A 16,485-nucleotide genomic window follows, 5' to 3' on the forward strand; every position below is an offset into this window, starting at 1 on the left:
TTCTTGTTAGAAATAATTGACTCCTGCAGGAAGTTCAACTTTGAGCCCCTTTCTTTTACGTATGCTAAGGATTGTCTCAGTTTGCAGGTTATCGGCTAACGGTTCAAATCCGGCATTCTCAGTGTTCCACGCCGCACGCCCCTCTGTAGCAGATCGAATATCTGAAGAGAACCCTAACATTTCAAAAACCGGAGCGACACCCTCTACAATCATACGATTACCTTCTTGGTACATATCGTCAATTCTCCCCCTGCGTCCCTGAATCTCTCCCGATGCAGGCCCCATATGCTCTGAGGGGACATCTATACGAACATTTTGTACCGGTTCAAGCAATCGAGCATGAGATGCTATGAGGGCCTTTTGCAGGGCATCTCGAACAGCAGGTATCACTTGGGCAGGACCTCTGTGTATTGCATCTTCATGAAGTTTGACATCTAGTAAGCGTATCAATGCACCTTGTACCGGTTCACGAGCCAAAGACCCTTCAACAAGGGCCTCTTCAAATCCTTCCAATACTAATTCCATTGTTTCATTCAGATATTGGATACCCTTCGTTTGGTCAATAATAATGTTGGGACCGATGATTGTTTTAACATTTTGTGCCGAAGCCTTGTCCATACCCAATTCCATGAGAAGTTCTCTCCGCTCTAATTCTGGAGAGTCCATCGTTATTTCATTTTGTTTTATTTTATCAGTAATTACATCTGATAGCAATTCGACAGTTATGTAGAATTTATTATGGCGATTTGGAGATACTCCTTCAACCTCTCTTGAGAGTTTCCTGGGAGATTCGCGATACACAACAATTGGTTGTCCTGTATTGACTTTCACACCATGATTTCGCGCGATTCTATCCGTGATCACTTCTAAATGAAGTTCTCCTTGCCCTGAAATTAAATGTTCTCCAGTAGCTTCGTTTATCGTCACTTTTAAAGTAGGATCTTCTTTGGAAACTTGTTGCAACACCCGGATCAATTTAGGAAGATCATCCATGGAATTTGCCTCTATCGACTGAGTAATAACTGGTTCTGAAATATGATCAATAGATTCGAAAGCTAACATCTCTAACGCAGAAACCGTTGACCCTGCAATTGCATCTTTCAAACCCGTAACTGCAGCTATATTTCCTGCAGGAACTACCGAAACCTCTTCTCGATCCCCGCCCATAAATATACCTACAGATTGAACTCTATTGGCTCCCGCAGTCCCTGAAACGTAGAGCTCCTGCCCGCGCTCAATGGTCCCTGAGAAAAGGCGACCAGTAGCAATTTCACCTGCATGGGGGTCAATACTAATATCCGTGACCATGAGAACTACATCCCCCTCGCGATCTACACCTTTCATCTGAATGGCTGCAATGCTGTCCTCTTCCCCTCTCCAGATCCTAGGTATCCGACTAGGTTGTGCGTCCAGAGGACTTGGGAAGTGTTGCGCAACCATGTTGAGCACAACGTCCGATAGAGGTGATTTATCTTTTAATATAGACAAATCCCCGCTCTTATTGGCTTCAATTATATCTGCGAATTTTATTCCTGTTTCCTGCATCGAAGGCAACGAAACTGCCCAATTATACAGTGCGGACCCAAACGCAACAGTTCCATCTTCAACCGAAACCCTCCACCCTTCATTAGCATATTTTTCTGGAGCTATCCCACGTATGATCTCATTTACTGAGTTGATCACCACCCCGAGACGCTCTTGCATCTCTTGAGGACCTTCTCGAAGTTCGTTTATCAGACGATCAACTTTATTCACAAATAGGGCTGGTTTTACCCCTTCTCTCAGGGCTTGCCTAAGAACCGTTTCAGTCTGAGGCATTGCACCCTCAACTGCGTCGACGACAACAAGTGCCCCATCAACAGCTCTCATCGCCCGTGTAACATCTCCTCCAAAATCAACATGTCCTGGAGTGTCAATTAGATTTATTAAGTAGTCAGTGCCTTTGTAATTATGCGTCATGGAAACATTTGCAGCATTTATTGTTATCCCCCGTTCTTGCTCATCTTCGTGAGTATCCATTGCTAGTTGTTTCCCAGCGAGATCTTTAGAGATCATCCCTGCCCCTGCTAGAAGGTTATCCGACAGAGTAGTTTTTCCATGGTCAATATGTGCCGCTATTGCCATATTCCGAATCTGCTCGGGCTTGTCCATTAATTTCTCGCATTGTTCAACAATTTTTTTACGTCTTCCCATTGGTTGTTTATTGAAATCGGAGGATTCAAAAGGGTACTGTTTTGAAATGGGAAAACCAAACTTGCACTTCCGCCAACTTTTATCTCTACTTTAAATATTGATTCCTCAAGAATTTGTATGTATCCTCACTCGGCTTTTCTGCATGTTCTTGTATCTCTGGGTGGTTCGCAATTTTATATGGATTCCCTTCATATGCAACCGCTCCTCCTCCTAAACTTGCGAGCATTTGAAGGTGGGCTGCTCTTTCTAATATGAACAATCTACTCACTGCCTCTGCAACTGTTCGCCCCACTGTTACCACTCCATGTCCTCGTATAAGTAAACACGATGCATCTCCAAGACTTTCTGCCACGGCTTCCCCTCGTGCAATCTCAACTGGCGCATTTGATTCAATCAACATTGGGCCTGCATCGTGCACGGGCACTTCTCCAAGTCGAACCGCTCGTATCGAAGCTGGTATGATCGACGAATTCGTCATGCTCAGAGCAGTGGCATGAACCGGGTGTGCGTGCACACAACTTTTGACATCTTCCCGAACAGCAAATATACTAGTATGAATTGTGTCCTCTTCTGGTAGCTCTAACTCCTTTGGGTCTTGCTCTCCCGTTTTCAAATCAACTGAAATTATCTGCTCAGGCGTCATCGATTCCATCCCCCTCCCCTCATGATGAAGATGCGCAGGAATCAGAGCAATATCCCCGATTCTAGATGAAACATGCCCTGCATATAACTCGGTCAAACCTGCATTTGCCACCACGTTACATGCATCAGAAACTTCCTTCTTAGCGTCATTTAATTCTGACATGGGATCACTTTATCCCACACGTACTTATGTTGACTACCTGGATACGGTATTCTCATCATCTCAAAGTTAACTAATTTATTCAAACCACCGGAACTATCGATATCTTTCCCTTTCTATCTATTACGTCTTCTAATTCTTCCGCTATGGCACTACCTCTAGCTAGTTGAATTGCTCCCTTTCCCCCTACTGTGGCCGTGAAAAGATATTTCCCATCTGCGTGAATTTCAATAGCATTCCCTATGTAGCTTTCAGACGGAATGATGATGTGCCTTTTCGAAATTTTAACCTCGACGAAATCTTGGTTTTCTGACCATTGAATTTGTTTAACTTCGTTTTTTCCATTTTCATATGGCCTCACATCAATCCCCACGCCTAACCGTTTTTCTATACTATTAATTCTCTCTCCCTTTTTGCCTATTAATGCCCCTACATTTTTCTCACTTACGTACGCAGTAGCTCTATTTTTCCCAGTTAATTCAATTAGAATATCTCCTTTTACAAATGATTTTATTTCCTTTTCAATTTCCTGGATAGCTAGCCTTTCCATGCCACTCGTTTCTTGCTTTCCACTAACTGGTATTGTCACTATTTGACTACTAAATGTGTATATCTCATACTCTAGTTCTCCCGTTACAAAATTTCTTATCATGACCACTGGCCGTGCTAAATCTTCTTCTATCAACCCTGTGGGAACTTTTATTTCCATAGTCACATCATATATCGTCTCAATTCTCCCTTCCTTTAAATACACGACCGTATCCGTCACTTGTGGAATCAACCCCAATTCCACTCTTCCTACTAATCGCTGCAACGCATCAACCGCCCTCGTTGCATGCACAACTCCTATCATCCCCACTCCTGAAAGTCTCAGATCTCCAAAAACGATGAAATCTTCCGTTTTTCTAATTTCATCATAAATAACATAATCCGGCCTGACCAATAACAAAACATCTGCCGTTTTTGCCATGTCTCCAGATAAGGCCGTATATTGTGTAATTTCAGGCCCAACTTGCAAATCTCGAGGTCGCTCCATAGTCTTGACACAAAAACCATTCCCCGAAAGAAACTCTGCCACCGCTTGCGCAAAGGTCGTTTTCCCCATTCCCGGTGCACCTGCTATGAGTATGCCCCTTTGCCGCGTTAATAACCGCTCTGTCAACTCTTCTACTCCTTCATAATCTTCTATTGTAGTTTTAACTGTTGGCCTTACTGCAGTTATCTCCCAACCATCTGAAAAAGGTGGTTGTGCAATTGTTATTCTGTAGTTTCCCAATTGGATAATTTTCATATCTCTCTCATCAAATTCAAAAAATCCCTTATCCGATCCTCTTCCTTTCTCTTCTATCGCCTTGGCCCATTCCTTCACTTGCCGTTCTGTTAAAATTTCTTCTCCTACTTGTTCAAATTTCACTTCTGTTATGTACCCTCGCTTTGCCATCGGAGGTGCACCTGCCTTTAAATGAACACTTATCGTATCCTCTGTAAAGAATTTCTCTATCGGTAATTCTTCTTCACTCACATTTACACGCAGTGTCTATACCTTGATAAGCATGATCTTTAGGAATTGACACTGCTCCCCTTAATACAAATATTCGCCCATCCACTCGCAACTCTTTGGAAATGATAATATAATCTAAACAGTCTACCATTCACATATGGATATCTTACTTACAAACGACGATGGAATTAAAGGACATGGTATCTGGGCTTTGTACCATTCCCTCAGCAACTTCGCAGACGTTACTATCGTTGCACCGAAGTCTGATATGAGTGGAATCGGGAGGATGACATCTTATGATCAAGACATTCAAATAGAATCTATTGAAGAAGGGTATGTTATCTCCGGAACCCCTGCAGATTGTGTTATAATTGGACTCAAGGCACTCGAACTCAAACCCGATATAGTAATTTCTGGCTGCAATCGCGGGGCAAATGTTGGCTACTACTCCTTAGGGCGATCTGGAACAATCAGTGCCGCCATAGAGTCCACTTTTTTAGGTTTTCCATCTATCTCATCTTCCCTTTTCATACCCCTCGGAGAATACCCTTATACACCCTCTCCAGATGAATATGCACATGCAGCAAATGCAATTGCGTATCTAGCACAGAACGTCGTTGAATCAAAACTTCTAAAAGAGATGGAATATCTAAATGTCAACTTACCAATGACCACCAACGCTTCTCCAAATATGCTTTTGACCACCCCTTCTATTTTATGCGAAATGGACGCCCATAGCATCAACGAACACTCTGCAAGAGTCAACGACGAAGTATGGGCAAAAATGAGAGATTCAAAGATCAGTGATTCTCCTGGAACCGACCGCCAAACGGTAATTGATGGAAATATCAGCATATCTCATCTGTCTTCAATAGAAAAACCCGTAAATAGTGCTGCCCTCTCGAGTGTTCTTTCTTCTTACCAACCTCTTTAGAATTTTCGGCGCTGTTTGCTTTTATTCAATTCAATTAACATCTGAAAGATTCTCTCAACACCTTCTTTATCCACTCCAAATAAATCCGCGTTCTTAGATACTCTCTGCATCACTTTTTTTTCCTGGTCTTTATCCGTAATTGGAAGCCCATCTCTCTCTTTTATGTCTGCAATCAAAATTGCTATGTCCGTTCTCTTTGCAATCAACTCCATAATCCTCTTATCAATCTCTTCGATCTTCGATCGCATTTCATCCAAACTCATATTATTGAGGCACCTCCCATTTGTGTTTTAGCATGTATTACATTTCCCCCTCTTATCTCCCATACATTTTCTAACTCCTTTAGGATATCCTCGCTACCAACCGCGGTCATACTAGGTCCTGTCCCCGACAACGAAACTCCATCTACGGTCGGAAGTGCTTCTAGAATGGGATCTACCGAATATTCTAGAGCGGCACAAAATGCAAGTCCATTCACCGTCATTGCTTCTAAATATCTTCCGTCTTTTACCATTTCTACTATTATGTCTGCAACTCCACTTACAAACGAACATCGATCTACATCCGCTTCTGCACTGTAGGCTTTTTCTTCTGGTGTCCATACTAAAACATCCCACTCTATACTTTCTTCATGTTTTAGCAATTCATCTTTATTATTATTTGTTAGCGTTAGTCCTCCTATCATAGATGCACTTGAGTCATCAAACGCGCCTGTTATTGTGACTCCCACTTCCCGGGCAGCTTGGACTCCAATTAATGCCGCATCAAGCATAGTGATTTCCTCATTTACTCCAACTCCCACTGACAATGCACTCAAGCTAGCCAATACAGTGGCATTGGCAGCGGCACTAGAACTTTTCAATCCGGAAGCAATTGGTATCTCACTCCTCGTAAGAACTCTTCCTCCTTCTCCATCCCCAAATCTATCTACTACAATCTCTACACATTTCTCAATAAGGGTCGTATCTGCATTTGGAGCACCTTCTATCTCCCCCGTCACTTTTTCTACATCTTGCAATACTACCTCTGCTGTAGTGTAGATATCAATGGCAAATGCAGATCCATACCCATTTGCCAATGCATTTAGTATGGTCCCGGCACCCGGAGCTCTAGCACAACCTTTCATCACCTGTCAATACGTCCCATTACGTATTTACCCTAACGCTACTCCCATATGGTTTTATTCATCATCGAGATCTGGAATTTCAGGGGGTGACACGACACAACTTGCAAGCCAACCAAGGATTGCACAAAATATTATGGAACCAATTGTAGCATGAATGCTCCATCCAAATGGCAATACATGCAAGTTGGTTCCCTCTATCCAATATAACCCACCGGGGAGTTGGACAGGACGCAACCACCACGAAGCCATAAACACTACCACTTGACTTCCAACAACCAATGCTACAAACAGACGTTTCCAACCTTTCCAGAGAACTGGCAACATAAATTCAACTACAATTGCCCAGACAATGCCTAAGAACAATATTGTGTTATCGAATTCTCCATAGAACCAACCCCCAATTGCAGGGAATACTAAGAGAACAACCAGACTCCCCCTAGCAGGTGTCCACCGGCGAATGAAAAGTAAGAGAATTGCAGAAGTAAGACCAACTTGAATTATCAAACTACGCATACTATGCATCAGTACAAAATCATAATCGTTGTTCCAACAAAATCCCCTCCCGCCGTCGTAGCAGAACGCTTCCAGAGATTCGAACCAAAGATTTGCATAAAGAAAAGGAAGAAGAAAAATGGCCCATGCTGCACCAAGTCCAAAGATGATCAATATCTGTGACCTCAAACCATCTCTGCCGCTTTCTTTGTTAGCCCAAGCCGACCACATCGGCGCTGTAACTGATAGTAGAAGTCCGAGGAAAAGACCAATATGGGTGGGTGAAAGAAGAATATCAAGGCTAGACTCCACCCCAAGCGTTTCGTGCCAGATCATATCCCCAATTCCAGACAGTGCAAACAGAATGATTCCGTACACTCCTGGTTTGTGCTCCGGAGCTACCCCTCGAAGGGCATTTAAGGGATTTCTTATAAGACTTCCAATTCCTTCTTCTGGTAAAATTGCATAAAATATATATGCTCCATATGCAGTAGCACCAGAGTACCACATCGCATGCCATGGAGTGAAAAACGTATCATCTACCGCTCCGGCAATATGCGCAAAAGAATCAATAAGAAGTCCACCTAGACACCATAGTCCTAAAACAAGAACGATCACATCGTAATATGGTTCACCTATTTTTGGCAATGTCCCATTCCGTTTATGCACTAAGAATAAAAGGATAGAAGCAATGGAAAGCAATCCAAAATAAATTGTTGGGAACCCGAATATCAAATCTGGACCTTCCGTATGGAGCGGATAAAATTTTCCATTCATATTTGGTGGGTCACATCACTCATTTAAAATATTTTCGCATTTTCAATGTGCCTTAAAAAACTTTTATTCATCCTGAAAGCCGATAAAAATAAATGGGATCTTCCAACAGACAATCTGCTATCCCAAAAATCGATTCTACTCTTTTATCTATTTTATTAGTATCTGCCATTGGAGTACTCGGGGGCCAACTCGTATCCCCTGCACTCCCAATTTTGATGCAATCTTTGGATATCCCCGAACAACAAATTGGATTAGTCATGTCTGTATTTTTCTTTTCAGCTTTGGTTTCAATTCCCATTATTGGAGTTCTCGCAGATGTATACGGGCGCAGAAAACTCACGCTGATCGGTTTAATCATTTTCGGCGTGTCTGGAACTTCAATAGCTTTTGTAGATTCGTTTCTATATCTGCTTATTTTAAGAACACTCCAAGGAATCGGATTTGCTAGTTTAAGTCCTCTTGCAGTAACCATTTTAGGCGATCTATATAAGGGCCACATGGGATCTACGGTCCAAGGACTACGTGGTTCATTCCATGGTATGGCTGTCCTTTCCATCCCTCCTATTGCAGGATTTCTAGCAGATATATCTTGGAATTACCCATTTCTCCTATACACCCTTTCCCTTCCCGCAGCATTATTGATATTTTTCGCCCTCCCCGAAACTCACGCTCCAGATTCTAGCCCCGCCATACTTTCCACCTTCAAAAATTATTGGTCTTCCATTCGGCACGAATTAATCAAACCCAATTTGCGGATCCTTTTTGGGTGGCATCTAGTTGGTTCTTTGTTAAAATCAACTGTAATCACTTTCCTTCCTATATTCATAGTTTTTTCACTAGGCTACAGTGCATTCATGGCAGGTGCAGTCTTGTCGTTTAGAGGTTTCATTCGCATTTTTAGTTCTCCTTTATCTGGTTTTTTAGTTTCTTATCTTTCAAAATCTGTTGCAATCCGACTTACACTAACCCTTGCTGCAATTTCTATCGCATTAATTCCATTTTCCAATTCTATTTTGACTATTTTCTTTCTAGTTGGCATCTTTGGCATTGCGGATTCTTTGTTTATCCCCATTCTAAATGACACCGTCGCAGCTTCTACTACCTCTAAACACAGAGGCGGAATTGTTGCAGCCGTGAACACCAGTAAACCACTAGGAAAAGTAATTGGGCCTATATTGTTTGGTTTGATCCTGGCTTATTACGGATTCACAATCTTGTTTGTTAGTGCAGCCATCTTATGTTTTGCATATATCTGCATCTCTTATCTGTCCACCAAAACCTCTCCTTTGTCATCTTTTTGAACTAAATAGAATCACTCTAATATCTTACTCAATCTACTTAATACCTGTCTAATGACAGTTTACGATGTCATCGTCATTGGAGGTGGCCCCGGGGGCCTGTCCACCGCCATGTATACAACGCGCCTTGGATTCAACACTGCTATTATCAATCGCGGAGGGGGGCGCGCTGCTATGATGCGCAATACTCATAATGTTATTGGGGTTCTCGAATCTGTCTCTGGAAATGAATATCTCTCGACTTCTATAGAACAGTTACAGGATTATGGAGTTACCTATCTCAAAGAGTTCGTCACTAGTATAACTCCCCTTTCCACCTCCGATTCCATTTCCTTCCAAGTGCAAACCGAGTCCGAAACCCACACCGCAAGTAGAGTCGTTCTCGCAACAGGATTCAAAGACGTTCCTCCAAAACCCCCTCTCCCTAGAACTGGAAGGGGCCTCCATTATTGCCTACATTGCGACGCACACATGTTCAAAGACAAATCGACATATGTCATGGGATATGGACCAAGCGCTGCGCACGTTGCTATGACTTTGCTCAATTTCACCGATGAAGTCGATTTACTTCTTCGGGGAGAAAACCCAACTTGGGATGGCAATTTAGATCAACAACTTCGATCGCACCCCATCGATATAATCAAAGAGGATATTTCGTCCATCGAAAATAATTCTGATGGGTGGCTCCAGGCGTTAGTTTTCGAAGATGGGATCCGGAGAGAGTATCATGGTGGATTTGCGATGTATGGTTCTGAATATAACAATAAATTGGCTATAGATCTCGGCTGTGAACTCGACAAAAAAGGACAAATAAAAGTGAACAAAGATGGATTGACCACCACTCCTGGTGTGTATGCAGTAGGGGACATAACCCCTGGCCATAAGCAGATCCCTGTCGCAATTGGAGAAGGGGCAAACACTGGAATTGCCATCTATATCGAACTACGCGAATTTCCAAAAAAGTATCCTGATTCTTAACAAGAATATGTATTATTTAAACTCTGGAATTACCTCTCCCCCAATCGTCTCGATGCAATATTCCATATCTGAGAATCTTTGACGCAAATCGAATACAATATGGTCAATTCCTATTTCGTGATCTACATATTTTGATATTTCTTGAACGATGTCTTCTGAAGTTCCTGCCATGACCAACCCTTCCAAATCTTCTACAGTTTCAAAAGATCCTTTTTCTGGACGTTTCCAGTATTTTCTCTTATTTGCAAGTTTCAATAAATTATCTATATCTGCCATCTCCACAGCAGTTTTCATGTCTTTAGCAGGACTTACATCAGGTATTACTCCTAGTGTTGGCATCTTCCGTCCCATGCCGTCTGCTTTCTTCTGCATAGATCTTACAGCAATATCCCACGTCTTCAGATTTATTCTACCTGGCAACCACCCATCACAATATTCTACAGCCCGATTGGGAGATGCAGGGGTGGATCCTCCTGACCAAATTGGAATGGATTTCTTTGGTCTTGGATATATTTCTGCATATTCAATATCAAAAATTTCTCCTTTATATTCTGTACTTTCTCCTGTCCAAATAGATCTCATTATCTCCACATTTTCTTTTACTAATTGCTCCCGGTTATCAAACGGGCGCTCCAAGAATTCCCGTGGATAGCTGCCCGTTCCTATTCCACAAATAACACCTGCGTCGCATAGATAGTCTAGCGAAGCCCATTGTTGTGCCAAATGAACCGGATGCCTTTGTGGGTTAATGACGGCCGTTCCCAATTCCAATTTCTTCGCCACCGAGGCAACATGGCCCAAAACAGTAAATGGTTCTAAAAATGTTTTATCTGAATCTTCATGGGCGTGAGGTCCAAATACCAAATGATCTCGAGCCCACGCAGAATCAAAATTATACTCTTCCGCTAGTTTACACGTACTAGTTATTTTCTCCGACGATGCTATGCTTCCAAAATGTGGAATCAAAAATCCAAACTTTATTTTCTTTTTCATATGTATTCGACCAAATCTTTTCTGATCATCCTTTCATTAAACTAATTTTTAACTTCTTCTTTTTCAAAGCCTCTCCTGAGACTCGTATTGACCTCTTCGTCGCGATATGATCCCAATCTCGCATTGGACCAGTTTTCTCCCTCTGGACTGAATAATTTTCCTTCTTGGTACCATAGTGCCTCTGGATTAACTACCATCTCTAAAGCTTCTCCTTTCAATGCTCTCACAATTTCTTCATTACCCCATGTTATACATCTCTCTTCCCCTGTAGGCGTTGTGGCCCCATGATGGGGTGAACACACTATTCTTTCACAACTCAAAGCGGGAGTATTCTCGGGAGGTTCTGTTTCAAATACATCCAAACCCGCTGAATAGATCTCTCCATTATTGACTGCATCAACCAGTGCTTGCTCATCAATGATCGGCCCGCGGGCTGTGTTAACTATGACTGCAGTATTTTTCATACTTTTAAATTCTTCCGTTGAAAACATGTGATGCGTTTCTGCTGTAAGCTGACAATTTACACTTACACAATCGGACCGTTCAATTAACTCTTTAAATCCAACTCTCTCTATCTCCAGCAATTCAAAAATATCTTTTCCAACATATGGGTCATACCCAATAACTTTCATTCCCAGTGCCTTCGCCTTGGGAACTGTGGTTCTCCCAATCTCTCCCAATCCAACAACCCCAAACGTTCCATGCCCCATATAGTTTACATTTCTTCTATCTCCCCATCCATTATTGTCTCTCATTGATTTATCTGCATACGGTATGTCCCTAGCCGCAGCCAGCATCAGTGCGATCACATGCTCCGATAGTTCGTCATTCACATAGCCTCTCATAGACGAAACTGGAATCCCTTGCTCATTTGCCGCTCTGATATCTACATTGTCAAAACCCGCCCCATTTCTAAGTATGAGTCTGCAATTTTCCAATGATTCTATTACCTTTCGAGTGATTGGAGCTTTGAACGTGACCACTACTGTGGCATCTTTTAAACCTTCTATAAGATCTTCCTCAGTCTTAAAATCTCCATATACCACTGTACCCCCTGCACTTTCAACCGATTCCTTATATGGATCAATTTTAGGAAATCTTCTTTCTGTAACAATAACTTTCATCGCATTACTCTACTACCTACCTTATATTAAAACTTGCATTGACACATCATTTTATAGCGTCGTAGCACAACCTCTAATTATATGACCTTTAACGGGGAACTTGGACTCCAATTCACGACCCACATAGCGAACCAATATAAAATCCCTCAAATAATCGAATTAGCTGAGCTTTCTGCCGGGGAAAATTTTTCTCAAATATGGGTAAATGATAACCTAGGGTACCGAAATCTCTACGTTGTTTTAACAGCCATAGCGACTAAGGTCCCTATCAAAATTGGAACTGCGGTAACAGTCCCATTTTATAGGAATCCTATCGATTTTGCAGATATCTTAGCATCTCTAACCGAATTAACCGATGGACGTGAAGTCAGTGTTGGGATCGGAAGAGGCAGCATTGCACAAACAGGAAAGGAAGTATCTACTCCCTCCCCTTACTCTATGTTGTCAGAGACAGTCACTTGCGTTAATCAACTTTTAAATGGAACAAAAATCAATTTCAGCGATTATCCCCTACTTACTAGCTATTTTAATCTACAAGAAAAAGGAAAAATGCAAATGAGGTTTTCTCCCCAAGCACCTATCAAATTTTATCTAGGTGGGTATGGTGACATGGCGATGGAAGTTGCTAGAAAATACATGAATGGGGTTCTTTTAGGCGGTATGTATCTCCCCCTACTCCGTGCAGGAAAAATAAACGAACTATACGCTAAATTAAATCCAAAAGAACCCTCCGATAGAAATGTAGACCCCCTACTTTTGGCCGAAATAAATGTCTCCGTTGACCCTGACCATAAGGCGGCCATGGAATTTCCAAAACCCTACGTAGCACACGCACTCATGACTCTCAAAAAGACTGGTTTTTCTGATTCCGATTTCCAATCTGTAGGTGTCAAACCGGAAAATGTAATTAAAATATACGATACTTTCAATGAAGGTGCCACCATCCAAGAAGCGGCTAAATTAGTCACCGAAGAAATGGTCAATGCCACATTCATTGCTGGCGATGCAGACGCTTGCATCGAAGGCCTCGCCCAATGCTTTAATTCGTTCGAAACACAGCAACTAAAACAAGTCGTCTTAGCTAAACTTGGACCTGACTATTCCCAATCCATCAAAACACTTTCTCAAGATGTTTTACCATCCCTCTAGCACCGATAAAGATAGGTCCCTTCCATTCTTATCTATTGGTGATAGTACACATGTCCCTTGAACCTAAAAACGATCAAGAAATACAAGACCCCAAATCTAGGGTACGAGCATTACAATCTTTATTAGTAGAAAAAGGTCTACTTTCTCATGAGGCAATAGATGCGGCAATCTCTGCCTACGAACACAATATTGGTCCTCAAAATGGAGCAAAAATTGTTGCTAGAGCATGGGTGGATGCAGATTTCAAAGAGAGACTTTTAACAGACCCTGTGTCTGCTATTGGAGAATTCAATTTCGAAATGGGATCTCAACATGTACAAGTGGTTGAAAATACGGACAAGGTCCACAACGTTGTCGTTTGTACCCTTTGTTCCTGCTACCCTTGGTCTGTGTTAGGGTTGCCGCCCACTTGGTACAAATCCCCTGAATACCGCGCACGAACCGTTCTTGAACCGCGATCTGTACTCCGGGAATTTGGACTAGATCTAGATGGGGACATAGAAGTCAAAGTCCACGACTCTAGTGCCGATATCAGGTATATGGTTCTCCCCCAACGGCCATCTGGAACTGAATCTTTAACCGAGTCAGAACTTGCCGCCATCGTAACTCGAGATTCCATGATTGGAGTTTCTCAAATCGTGGTAACTTAATGGGATTCTCTATTATGTCATCTTCTACTCCTTTAACTCTACAAAAACACGCAGAAGAAATCCTAAGTAAACTTTCAAATCTGGGGGGATTTCCCCAGACACCCAGCGGAAGCCCCCTATTCTCGGAACCCTGGCAGGCTAGTATTTTTGGCATGGTGGTGACATTACATGAGAGCAATCTTTTCCCATGGGACGACTTCCAAGAATTGTTGATCCAAAGAATTGAAAAAACGGACCCCTCCCATCTGCAGAACGAAACAGACTGGGTGTATTATTCACTTTGGATCGAAATACTAGAGCAGATTTTATCGAACCAAAACCATATGGAAATTTCTGAACTTGACAAGAGAGCTCTTGAGTTTGCAGAAGGCATTCGAGATGCTTCTGAGTTTATCATCGGGGGCCATTCACATTCACACGAGGGCCATTCCCATCCCCACTAGTTCGAAGCCATTATAATAATCAGCCACCTCTTGATATCTATCGGGCCCGTATCTCAGCCAGGTTAGAGAGATCGGCTCATAACCGATTCGTCACCGGTTCAAATCCGGTCGGGCCCATTATTGCCCTGGCTATTTTGATAAAACAAAATCTCAATTCCAAATAAATTTTATCCCTATTTAAAACACTGATTTCTTAAGAATTTGTACGCATCTTCACTCGGTTTTTCTGGGCTCCCTTGTAACTCAGGATGGTTTTCTGGGTGGTTCGCAATTTCATACGGATTCCCTTCATATGCAACAACCCCGCCTGCCATGTTTGCCAGTATTTGGAGATGGGCTGCCCTTTCCAGTATGAATAAATTACTCACTGCTTCTGCAACCGTTCTCCCTACTGTTACTACTCCATGTCCTCGTAGTAATAGTGCCGAAGCATCTCCCAAACTCTCTGCTACCGCTTCTCCCTGTGCGACCACATCTGGTGCATTTGCTTCAATCAACATTGGGCCTGCATCATGTACGGGGACTTCTCCCAGTCGAACAGCCCGTATTGAAGCTGGAATCAAAGCAGAGCTAGACATACTCAATGCAGTAGCGTGAATCGGATGTGCATGCACACAACTCTTCACATCTTCTCGAACTGCAAATATACTAGTATGAATTGTGTCTTCTTCGGGTAGCTCCAAATTCTTTGGATTCTGTTCTCCAGTTTTCAAATCAACTGCAACTATCTGATCTGGTGTCATAGATTCCATTCCTTTTCCATCATGATGAAGATGTGCAGGCATTAGAGCAATATCTCCAATTCTACATGATACATGTCCTGTGTATAGTTCGGCCAATCCTGCCGCAGCCACCACGTTACATGCATCCGAAACTTCTTTTTTTGCAGCGTTCAGTTCGCTTATAGTCAATTGAGTCGTTATTTGGGATTTCCCAGTCACCGTTTGAGTCATAGCCAACAAGTCAACGTTCTTCTATATGTAACTGTCGATGATCAAACCGACAATAGACGAATATATGCTTCTAAACGGTAAGACATGTGTCACCCATCTCTAAAAGCAAAAACCTGCAACCCGTGATTTTCCTCCATTTATTTTATCTAAACCATTTAGTACATATCTTTACATCGCGATCTACCAACCATGTCTGAAAAATTTCTGCGTGCCACTTTTGCTGGCGGATGTTTCTGGTGCATCGAGGCTGCATTCTCTCAATTTAAAACGATCGGCCCGGTCAAACCCGGATACTGCGGAGGAGAGACTACAAATCCTACCTATAATGAAGTCTGTTCTGGACAAACTGGCCACGCAGAAGCCGTACAGCTCTCCTATGATCCCAACTCATTTTCATATGAAAATCTCCTTGAAATTTTCTTTGCCATACATGACCCCACTCAACTCAATCAACAGGGACCCGACGTTGGATCTCAATATAGATCTGCAATTTTCTATCACAACTCCACTCAAAAGTCAGCAGCAGAATCTTATGTAAATTCATTAACTGAACAAAATGCGTATGATAATCCAATCGTAACTGAAATATCTGAATTATCTATTTTTTACGAAGCTGAGGAGTATCATCACGATTACTTTTCAAAAAATCCTTCCAATCCTTACTGTATTTTCAACACCCTTCCAAAAATGATCAAGGCGAGAGAAATATTCTCTGATATGTCTTCACTGGACGATTAATTAAAGTCCGACTATCCTTATCTTTAGCTATGTTTAATATACCGGACCTTGCCACTGTCAAATCCCGTGAAAAGTGGTTTCAGGAAAACAAACAAGAACTATTTGATTATATTTATTCAGTCAAGAATGATCCTCGCCAAACACTGCGCGTTCTCGCAAGGGTCCAAGAAGAATATGGTGCAGAAAGCCAGTTCACCCAAGCCGTTGACTATGCAAAAGACGTAAAAACATATGATAATGCCGTGCTAAGACAGCTTAAAAAAATACAAGAAGAACATCTGTTGTGCATGAACGCAATTAATGATCTACTTCAAGAAGATTAATTCAGACCAAT

General features: G+C 42.2%; 17 protein-coding genes and 1 tRNA gene. 9 read left to right on the plus strand and 9 right to left on the minus strand.

All coding sequences use genetic code 11. The annotated features are described in order from the left end of the window. Nucleotides 1–6 precede the first annotated feature (6 nt). The 3 genes from ACM9H2_RS01410 to ACM9H2_RS01420 all read right to left on the minus strand — a co-directional run bounded on the left by ACM9H2_RS01410 (nt 7) and on the right by ACM9H2_RS01420 (nt 4,517). Nucleotides 7–2,193: an elongation factor EF-2 gene (locus tag ACM9H2_RS01410; protein WP_415487429.1), complete on the minus strand. Its 2,187-nt coding sequence runs from the start codon at nt 2,191–2,193 to the stop codon at nt 7–9. A gap of 85 nt (nt 2,194–2,278) precedes the next feature. Beyond that, complete coding sequence (locus ACM9H2_RS01415; RefSeq protein ID WP_415487431.1) at nt 2,279–2,998, minus strand: class II aldolase/adducin family protein; 720 nt, start codon at nt 2,996–2,998, stop codon at nt 2,279–2,281. A gap of 79 nt (nt 2,999–3,077) precedes the next feature. Continuing rightward, nucleotides 3,078–4,517 carry an ATPase, T2SS/T4P/T4SS family gene (locus ACM9H2_RS01420; protein ID WP_415487433.1) on the minus strand — a complete coding sequence of 480 codons (1,440 nt, stop codon included), beginning with the start codon at nt 4,515–4,517 and terminating at the stop codon, nt 3,078–3,080. Nucleotides 4,518–4,653: 136 nt separating this feature from the next. On the opposite strand from ACM9H2_RS01420, the gene surE reads away from it, so the two are divergent. Further along, the gene (surE, locus tag ACM9H2_RS01425) at nt 4,654–5,430 is read left to right on the plus strand and encodes a 5'/3'-nucleotidase SurE (RefSeq protein WP_415487435.1); all 777 of its coding nucleotides are present in this window, start codon (nt 4,654–4,656) and stop codon (nt 5,428–5,430) included. On the opposite strand, the gene ACM9H2_RS01430 is transcribed toward surE, so the two are convergent. The 3 genes from ACM9H2_RS01430 to ACM9H2_RS01440 are packed head-to-tail and all read right to left on the minus strand — an operon-like array spanning nt 5,427 to nt 7,825. Then, complete coding sequence (locus tag ACM9H2_RS01430) at nt 5,427–5,693, minus strand: chorismate mutase (RefSeq protein WP_415487437.1); 267 nt, start codon at nt 5,691–5,693, stop codon at nt 5,427–5,429. The two genes, surE and ACM9H2_RS01430, sit on opposite strands and share 4 nt — an antisense overlap. Continuing rightward, nucleotides 5,690–6,556 (minus strand): shikimate kinase, encoded by an 867-nt coding sequence (locus ACM9H2_RS01435; protein ID WP_415487439.1) that lies wholly within the window; start codon nt 6,554–6,556, stop codon nt 5,690–5,692. Before ACM9H2_RS01435 ends, ACM9H2_RS01430 begins: the two co-directional genes overlap by 4 nt. Before the next feature lie 54 nt (nt 6,557–6,610). After that, nucleotides 6,611–7,825: a hypothetical protein gene (locus ACM9H2_RS01440; RefSeq protein ID WP_415487441.1), complete on the minus strand. Its 1,215-nt coding sequence runs from the start codon at nt 7,823–7,825 to the stop codon at nt 6,611–6,613. A 92-nt stretch (nt 7,826–7,917) separates the two neighbouring features. Here ACM9H2_RS01440 and ACM9H2_RS01445 point away from each other — a divergent pair, with 92 nt between their 5' ends. Then, nucleotides 7,918–9,126, plus strand: coding sequence for an MFS transporter (locus ACM9H2_RS01445; protein ID WP_415487443.1), 1,209 nt, complete (start codon nt 7,918–7,920; stop codon nt 9,124–9,126). A gap of 51 nt (nt 9,127–9,177) precedes the next feature. Then, a complete protein-coding gene (locus ACM9H2_RS01450; protein WP_415487445.1) occupies nt 9,178–10,101 on the plus strand; it encodes an NAD(P)/FAD-dependent oxidoreductase in 924 nt (307 codons plus the stop codon). 12 nt (nt 10,102–10,113) lie between these two features. Here the strand turns inward: ACM9H2_RS01450 and ACM9H2_RS01455 are convergent, their stop codons facing one another. Then, nucleotides 10,114–11,094, minus strand: coding sequence for an LLM class flavin-dependent oxidoreductase (locus tag ACM9H2_RS01455; protein ID WP_415487447.1), 981 nt, complete (start codon nt 11,092–11,094; stop codon nt 10,114–10,116). A gap of 41 nt (nt 11,095–11,135) precedes the next feature. After that, nucleotides 11,136–12,218 carry a C-terminal binding protein gene (locus ACM9H2_RS01460; RefSeq protein ID WP_415487449.1) on the minus strand — a complete coding sequence of 361 codons (1,083 nt, stop codon included), beginning with the start codon at nt 12,216–12,218 and terminating at the stop codon, nt 11,136–11,138. 81 nt (nt 12,219–12,299) lie between these two features. On the opposite strand from ACM9H2_RS01460, the gene ACM9H2_RS01465 reads away from it, so the two are divergent. The 4 genes from ACM9H2_RS01465 to ACM9H2_RS01480 all read left to right on the plus strand — a co-directional run bounded on the left by ACM9H2_RS01465 (nt 12,300) and on the right by ACM9H2_RS01480 (nt 14,577). Continuing rightward, entirely contained in the window at nt 12,300–13,367 is a 1,068-nt protein-coding gene (locus ACM9H2_RS01465; RefSeq protein WP_415487451.1) for an LLM class flavin-dependent oxidoreductase, read from the plus strand. Nucleotides 13,368–13,417: 50 nt separating this feature from the next. Continuing rightward, nucleotides 13,418–14,017, plus strand: coding sequence for a nitrile hydratase subunit alpha (nthA, locus tag ACM9H2_RS01470; RefSeq protein WP_415487453.1), 600 nt, complete (start codon nt 13,418–13,420; stop codon nt 14,015–14,017). A gap of 14 nt (nt 14,018–14,031) precedes the next feature. Then, nucleotides 14,032–14,460 carry a nitrile hydratase accessory protein gene (locus ACM9H2_RS01475; RefSeq protein WP_415487455.1) on the plus strand — a complete coding sequence of 143 codons (429 nt, stop codon included), beginning with the start codon at nt 14,032–14,034 and terminating at the stop codon, nt 14,458–14,460. Nucleotides 14,461–14,502: 42 nt separating this feature from the next. Beyond that, nucleotides 14,503–14,577, plus strand: a tRNA-Ile gene (locus ACM9H2_RS01480). 56 nt (nt 14,578–14,633) lie between these two features. Here the strand turns inward: ACM9H2_RS01480 and ACM9H2_RS01485 are convergent. Continuing rightward, nucleotides 14,634–15,413, minus strand: coding sequence for a class II aldolase/adducin family protein (locus tag ACM9H2_RS01485; protein ID WP_415487457.1), 780 nt, complete (start codon nt 15,411–15,413; stop codon nt 14,634–14,636). A 189-nt stretch (nt 15,414–15,602) separates the two neighbouring features. Between ACM9H2_RS01485 and msrA the strand changes: the two genes are divergently transcribed. Continuing rightward, nucleotides 15,603–16,151: a peptide-methionine (S)-S-oxide reductase MsrA gene (msrA, locus tag ACM9H2_RS01490; protein WP_415487459.1), complete on the plus strand. Its 549-nt coding sequence runs from the start codon at nt 15,603–15,605 to the stop codon at nt 16,149–16,151. A gap of 29 nt (nt 16,152–16,180) precedes the next feature. Next, complete coding sequence (locus tag ACM9H2_RS01495) at nt 16,181–16,474, plus strand: hypothetical protein (protein WP_415487461.1); 294 nt, start codon at nt 16,181–16,183, stop codon at nt 16,472–16,474. Nucleotides 16,475–16,485: the final 11 nt, after the last annotated feature.

This window comes from Candidatus Hikarchaeum yamanae (genome assembly GCF_009889665.1).
GTDB lineage: Archaea > Halobacteriota > Halobacteria > Halobacteriales > Hikarchaeaceae > Hikarchaeum > Hikarchaeum yamanae.

Coding starts and splice junctions, on each gene's coding strand:
- nthA (WP_415487453.1), top strand. CDS start 13,418: ATGTCCCTTGAACCTAAAAACGATCAAGAAATACAAGACCCCAAATCT.
- ACM9H2_RS01460 (WP_415487449.1), bottom strand. CDS start 12,218: ATGAAAGTTATTGTTACAGAAAGAAGATTTCCTAAAATTGATCCATAT.
- ACM9H2_RS01410 (WP_415487429.1), bottom strand. CDS start 2,193: ATGGGAAGACGTAAAAAAATTGTTGAACAATGCGAGAAATTAATGGAC.
- ACM9H2_RS01445 (WP_415487443.1), top strand. CDS start 7,918: ATGGGATCTTCCAACAGACAATCTGCTATCCCAAAAATCGATTCTACT.
- ACM9H2_RS01495 (WP_415487461.1), top strand. CDS start 16,181: ATGTTTAATATACCGGACCTTGCCACTGTCAAATCCCGTGAAAAGTGG.
- ACM9H2_RS01455 (WP_415487447.1), bottom strand. CDS start 11,094: ATGAAAAAGAAAATAAAGTTTGGATTTTTGATTCCACATTTTGGAAGC.
- ACM9H2_RS01475 (WP_415487455.1), top strand. CDS start 14,032: ATGTCATCTTCTACTCCTTTAACTCTACAAAAACACGCAGAAGAAATC.
- ACM9H2_RS01415 (WP_415487431.1), bottom strand. CDS start 2,998: ATGTCAGAATTAAATGACGCTAAGAAGGAAGTTTCTGATGCATGTAAC.
- ACM9H2_RS01435 (WP_415487439.1), bottom strand. CDS start 6,556: ATGAAAGGTTGTGCTAGAGCTCCGGGTGCCGGGACCATACTAAATGCA.
- ACM9H2_RS01465 (WP_415487451.1), top strand. CDS start 12,300: ATGACCTTTAACGGGGAACTTGGACTCCAATTCACGACCCACATAGCG.
- ACM9H2_RS01430 (WP_415487437.1), bottom strand. CDS start 5,693: ATGAGTTTGGATGAAATGCGATCGAAGATCGAAGAGATTGATAAGAGG.
- msrA (WP_415487459.1), top strand. CDS start 15,603: ATGTCTGAAAAATTTCTGCGTGCCACTTTTGCTGGCGGATGTTTCTGG.
- surE (WP_415487435.1), top strand. CDS start 4,654: ATGGATATCTTACTTACAAACGACGATGGAATTAAAGGACATGGTATC.
- ACM9H2_RS01450 (WP_415487445.1), top strand. CDS start 9,178: ATGACAGTTTACGATGTCATCGTCATTGGAGGTGGCCCCGGGGGCCTG.
- ACM9H2_RS01440 (WP_415487441.1), bottom strand. CDS start 7,825: ATGAATGGAAAATTTTATCCGCTCCATACGGAAGGTCCAGATTTGATA.
- ACM9H2_RS01485 (WP_415487457.1), bottom strand. CDS start 15,413: ATGACTCAAACGGTGACTGGGAAATCCCAAATAACGACTCAATTGACT.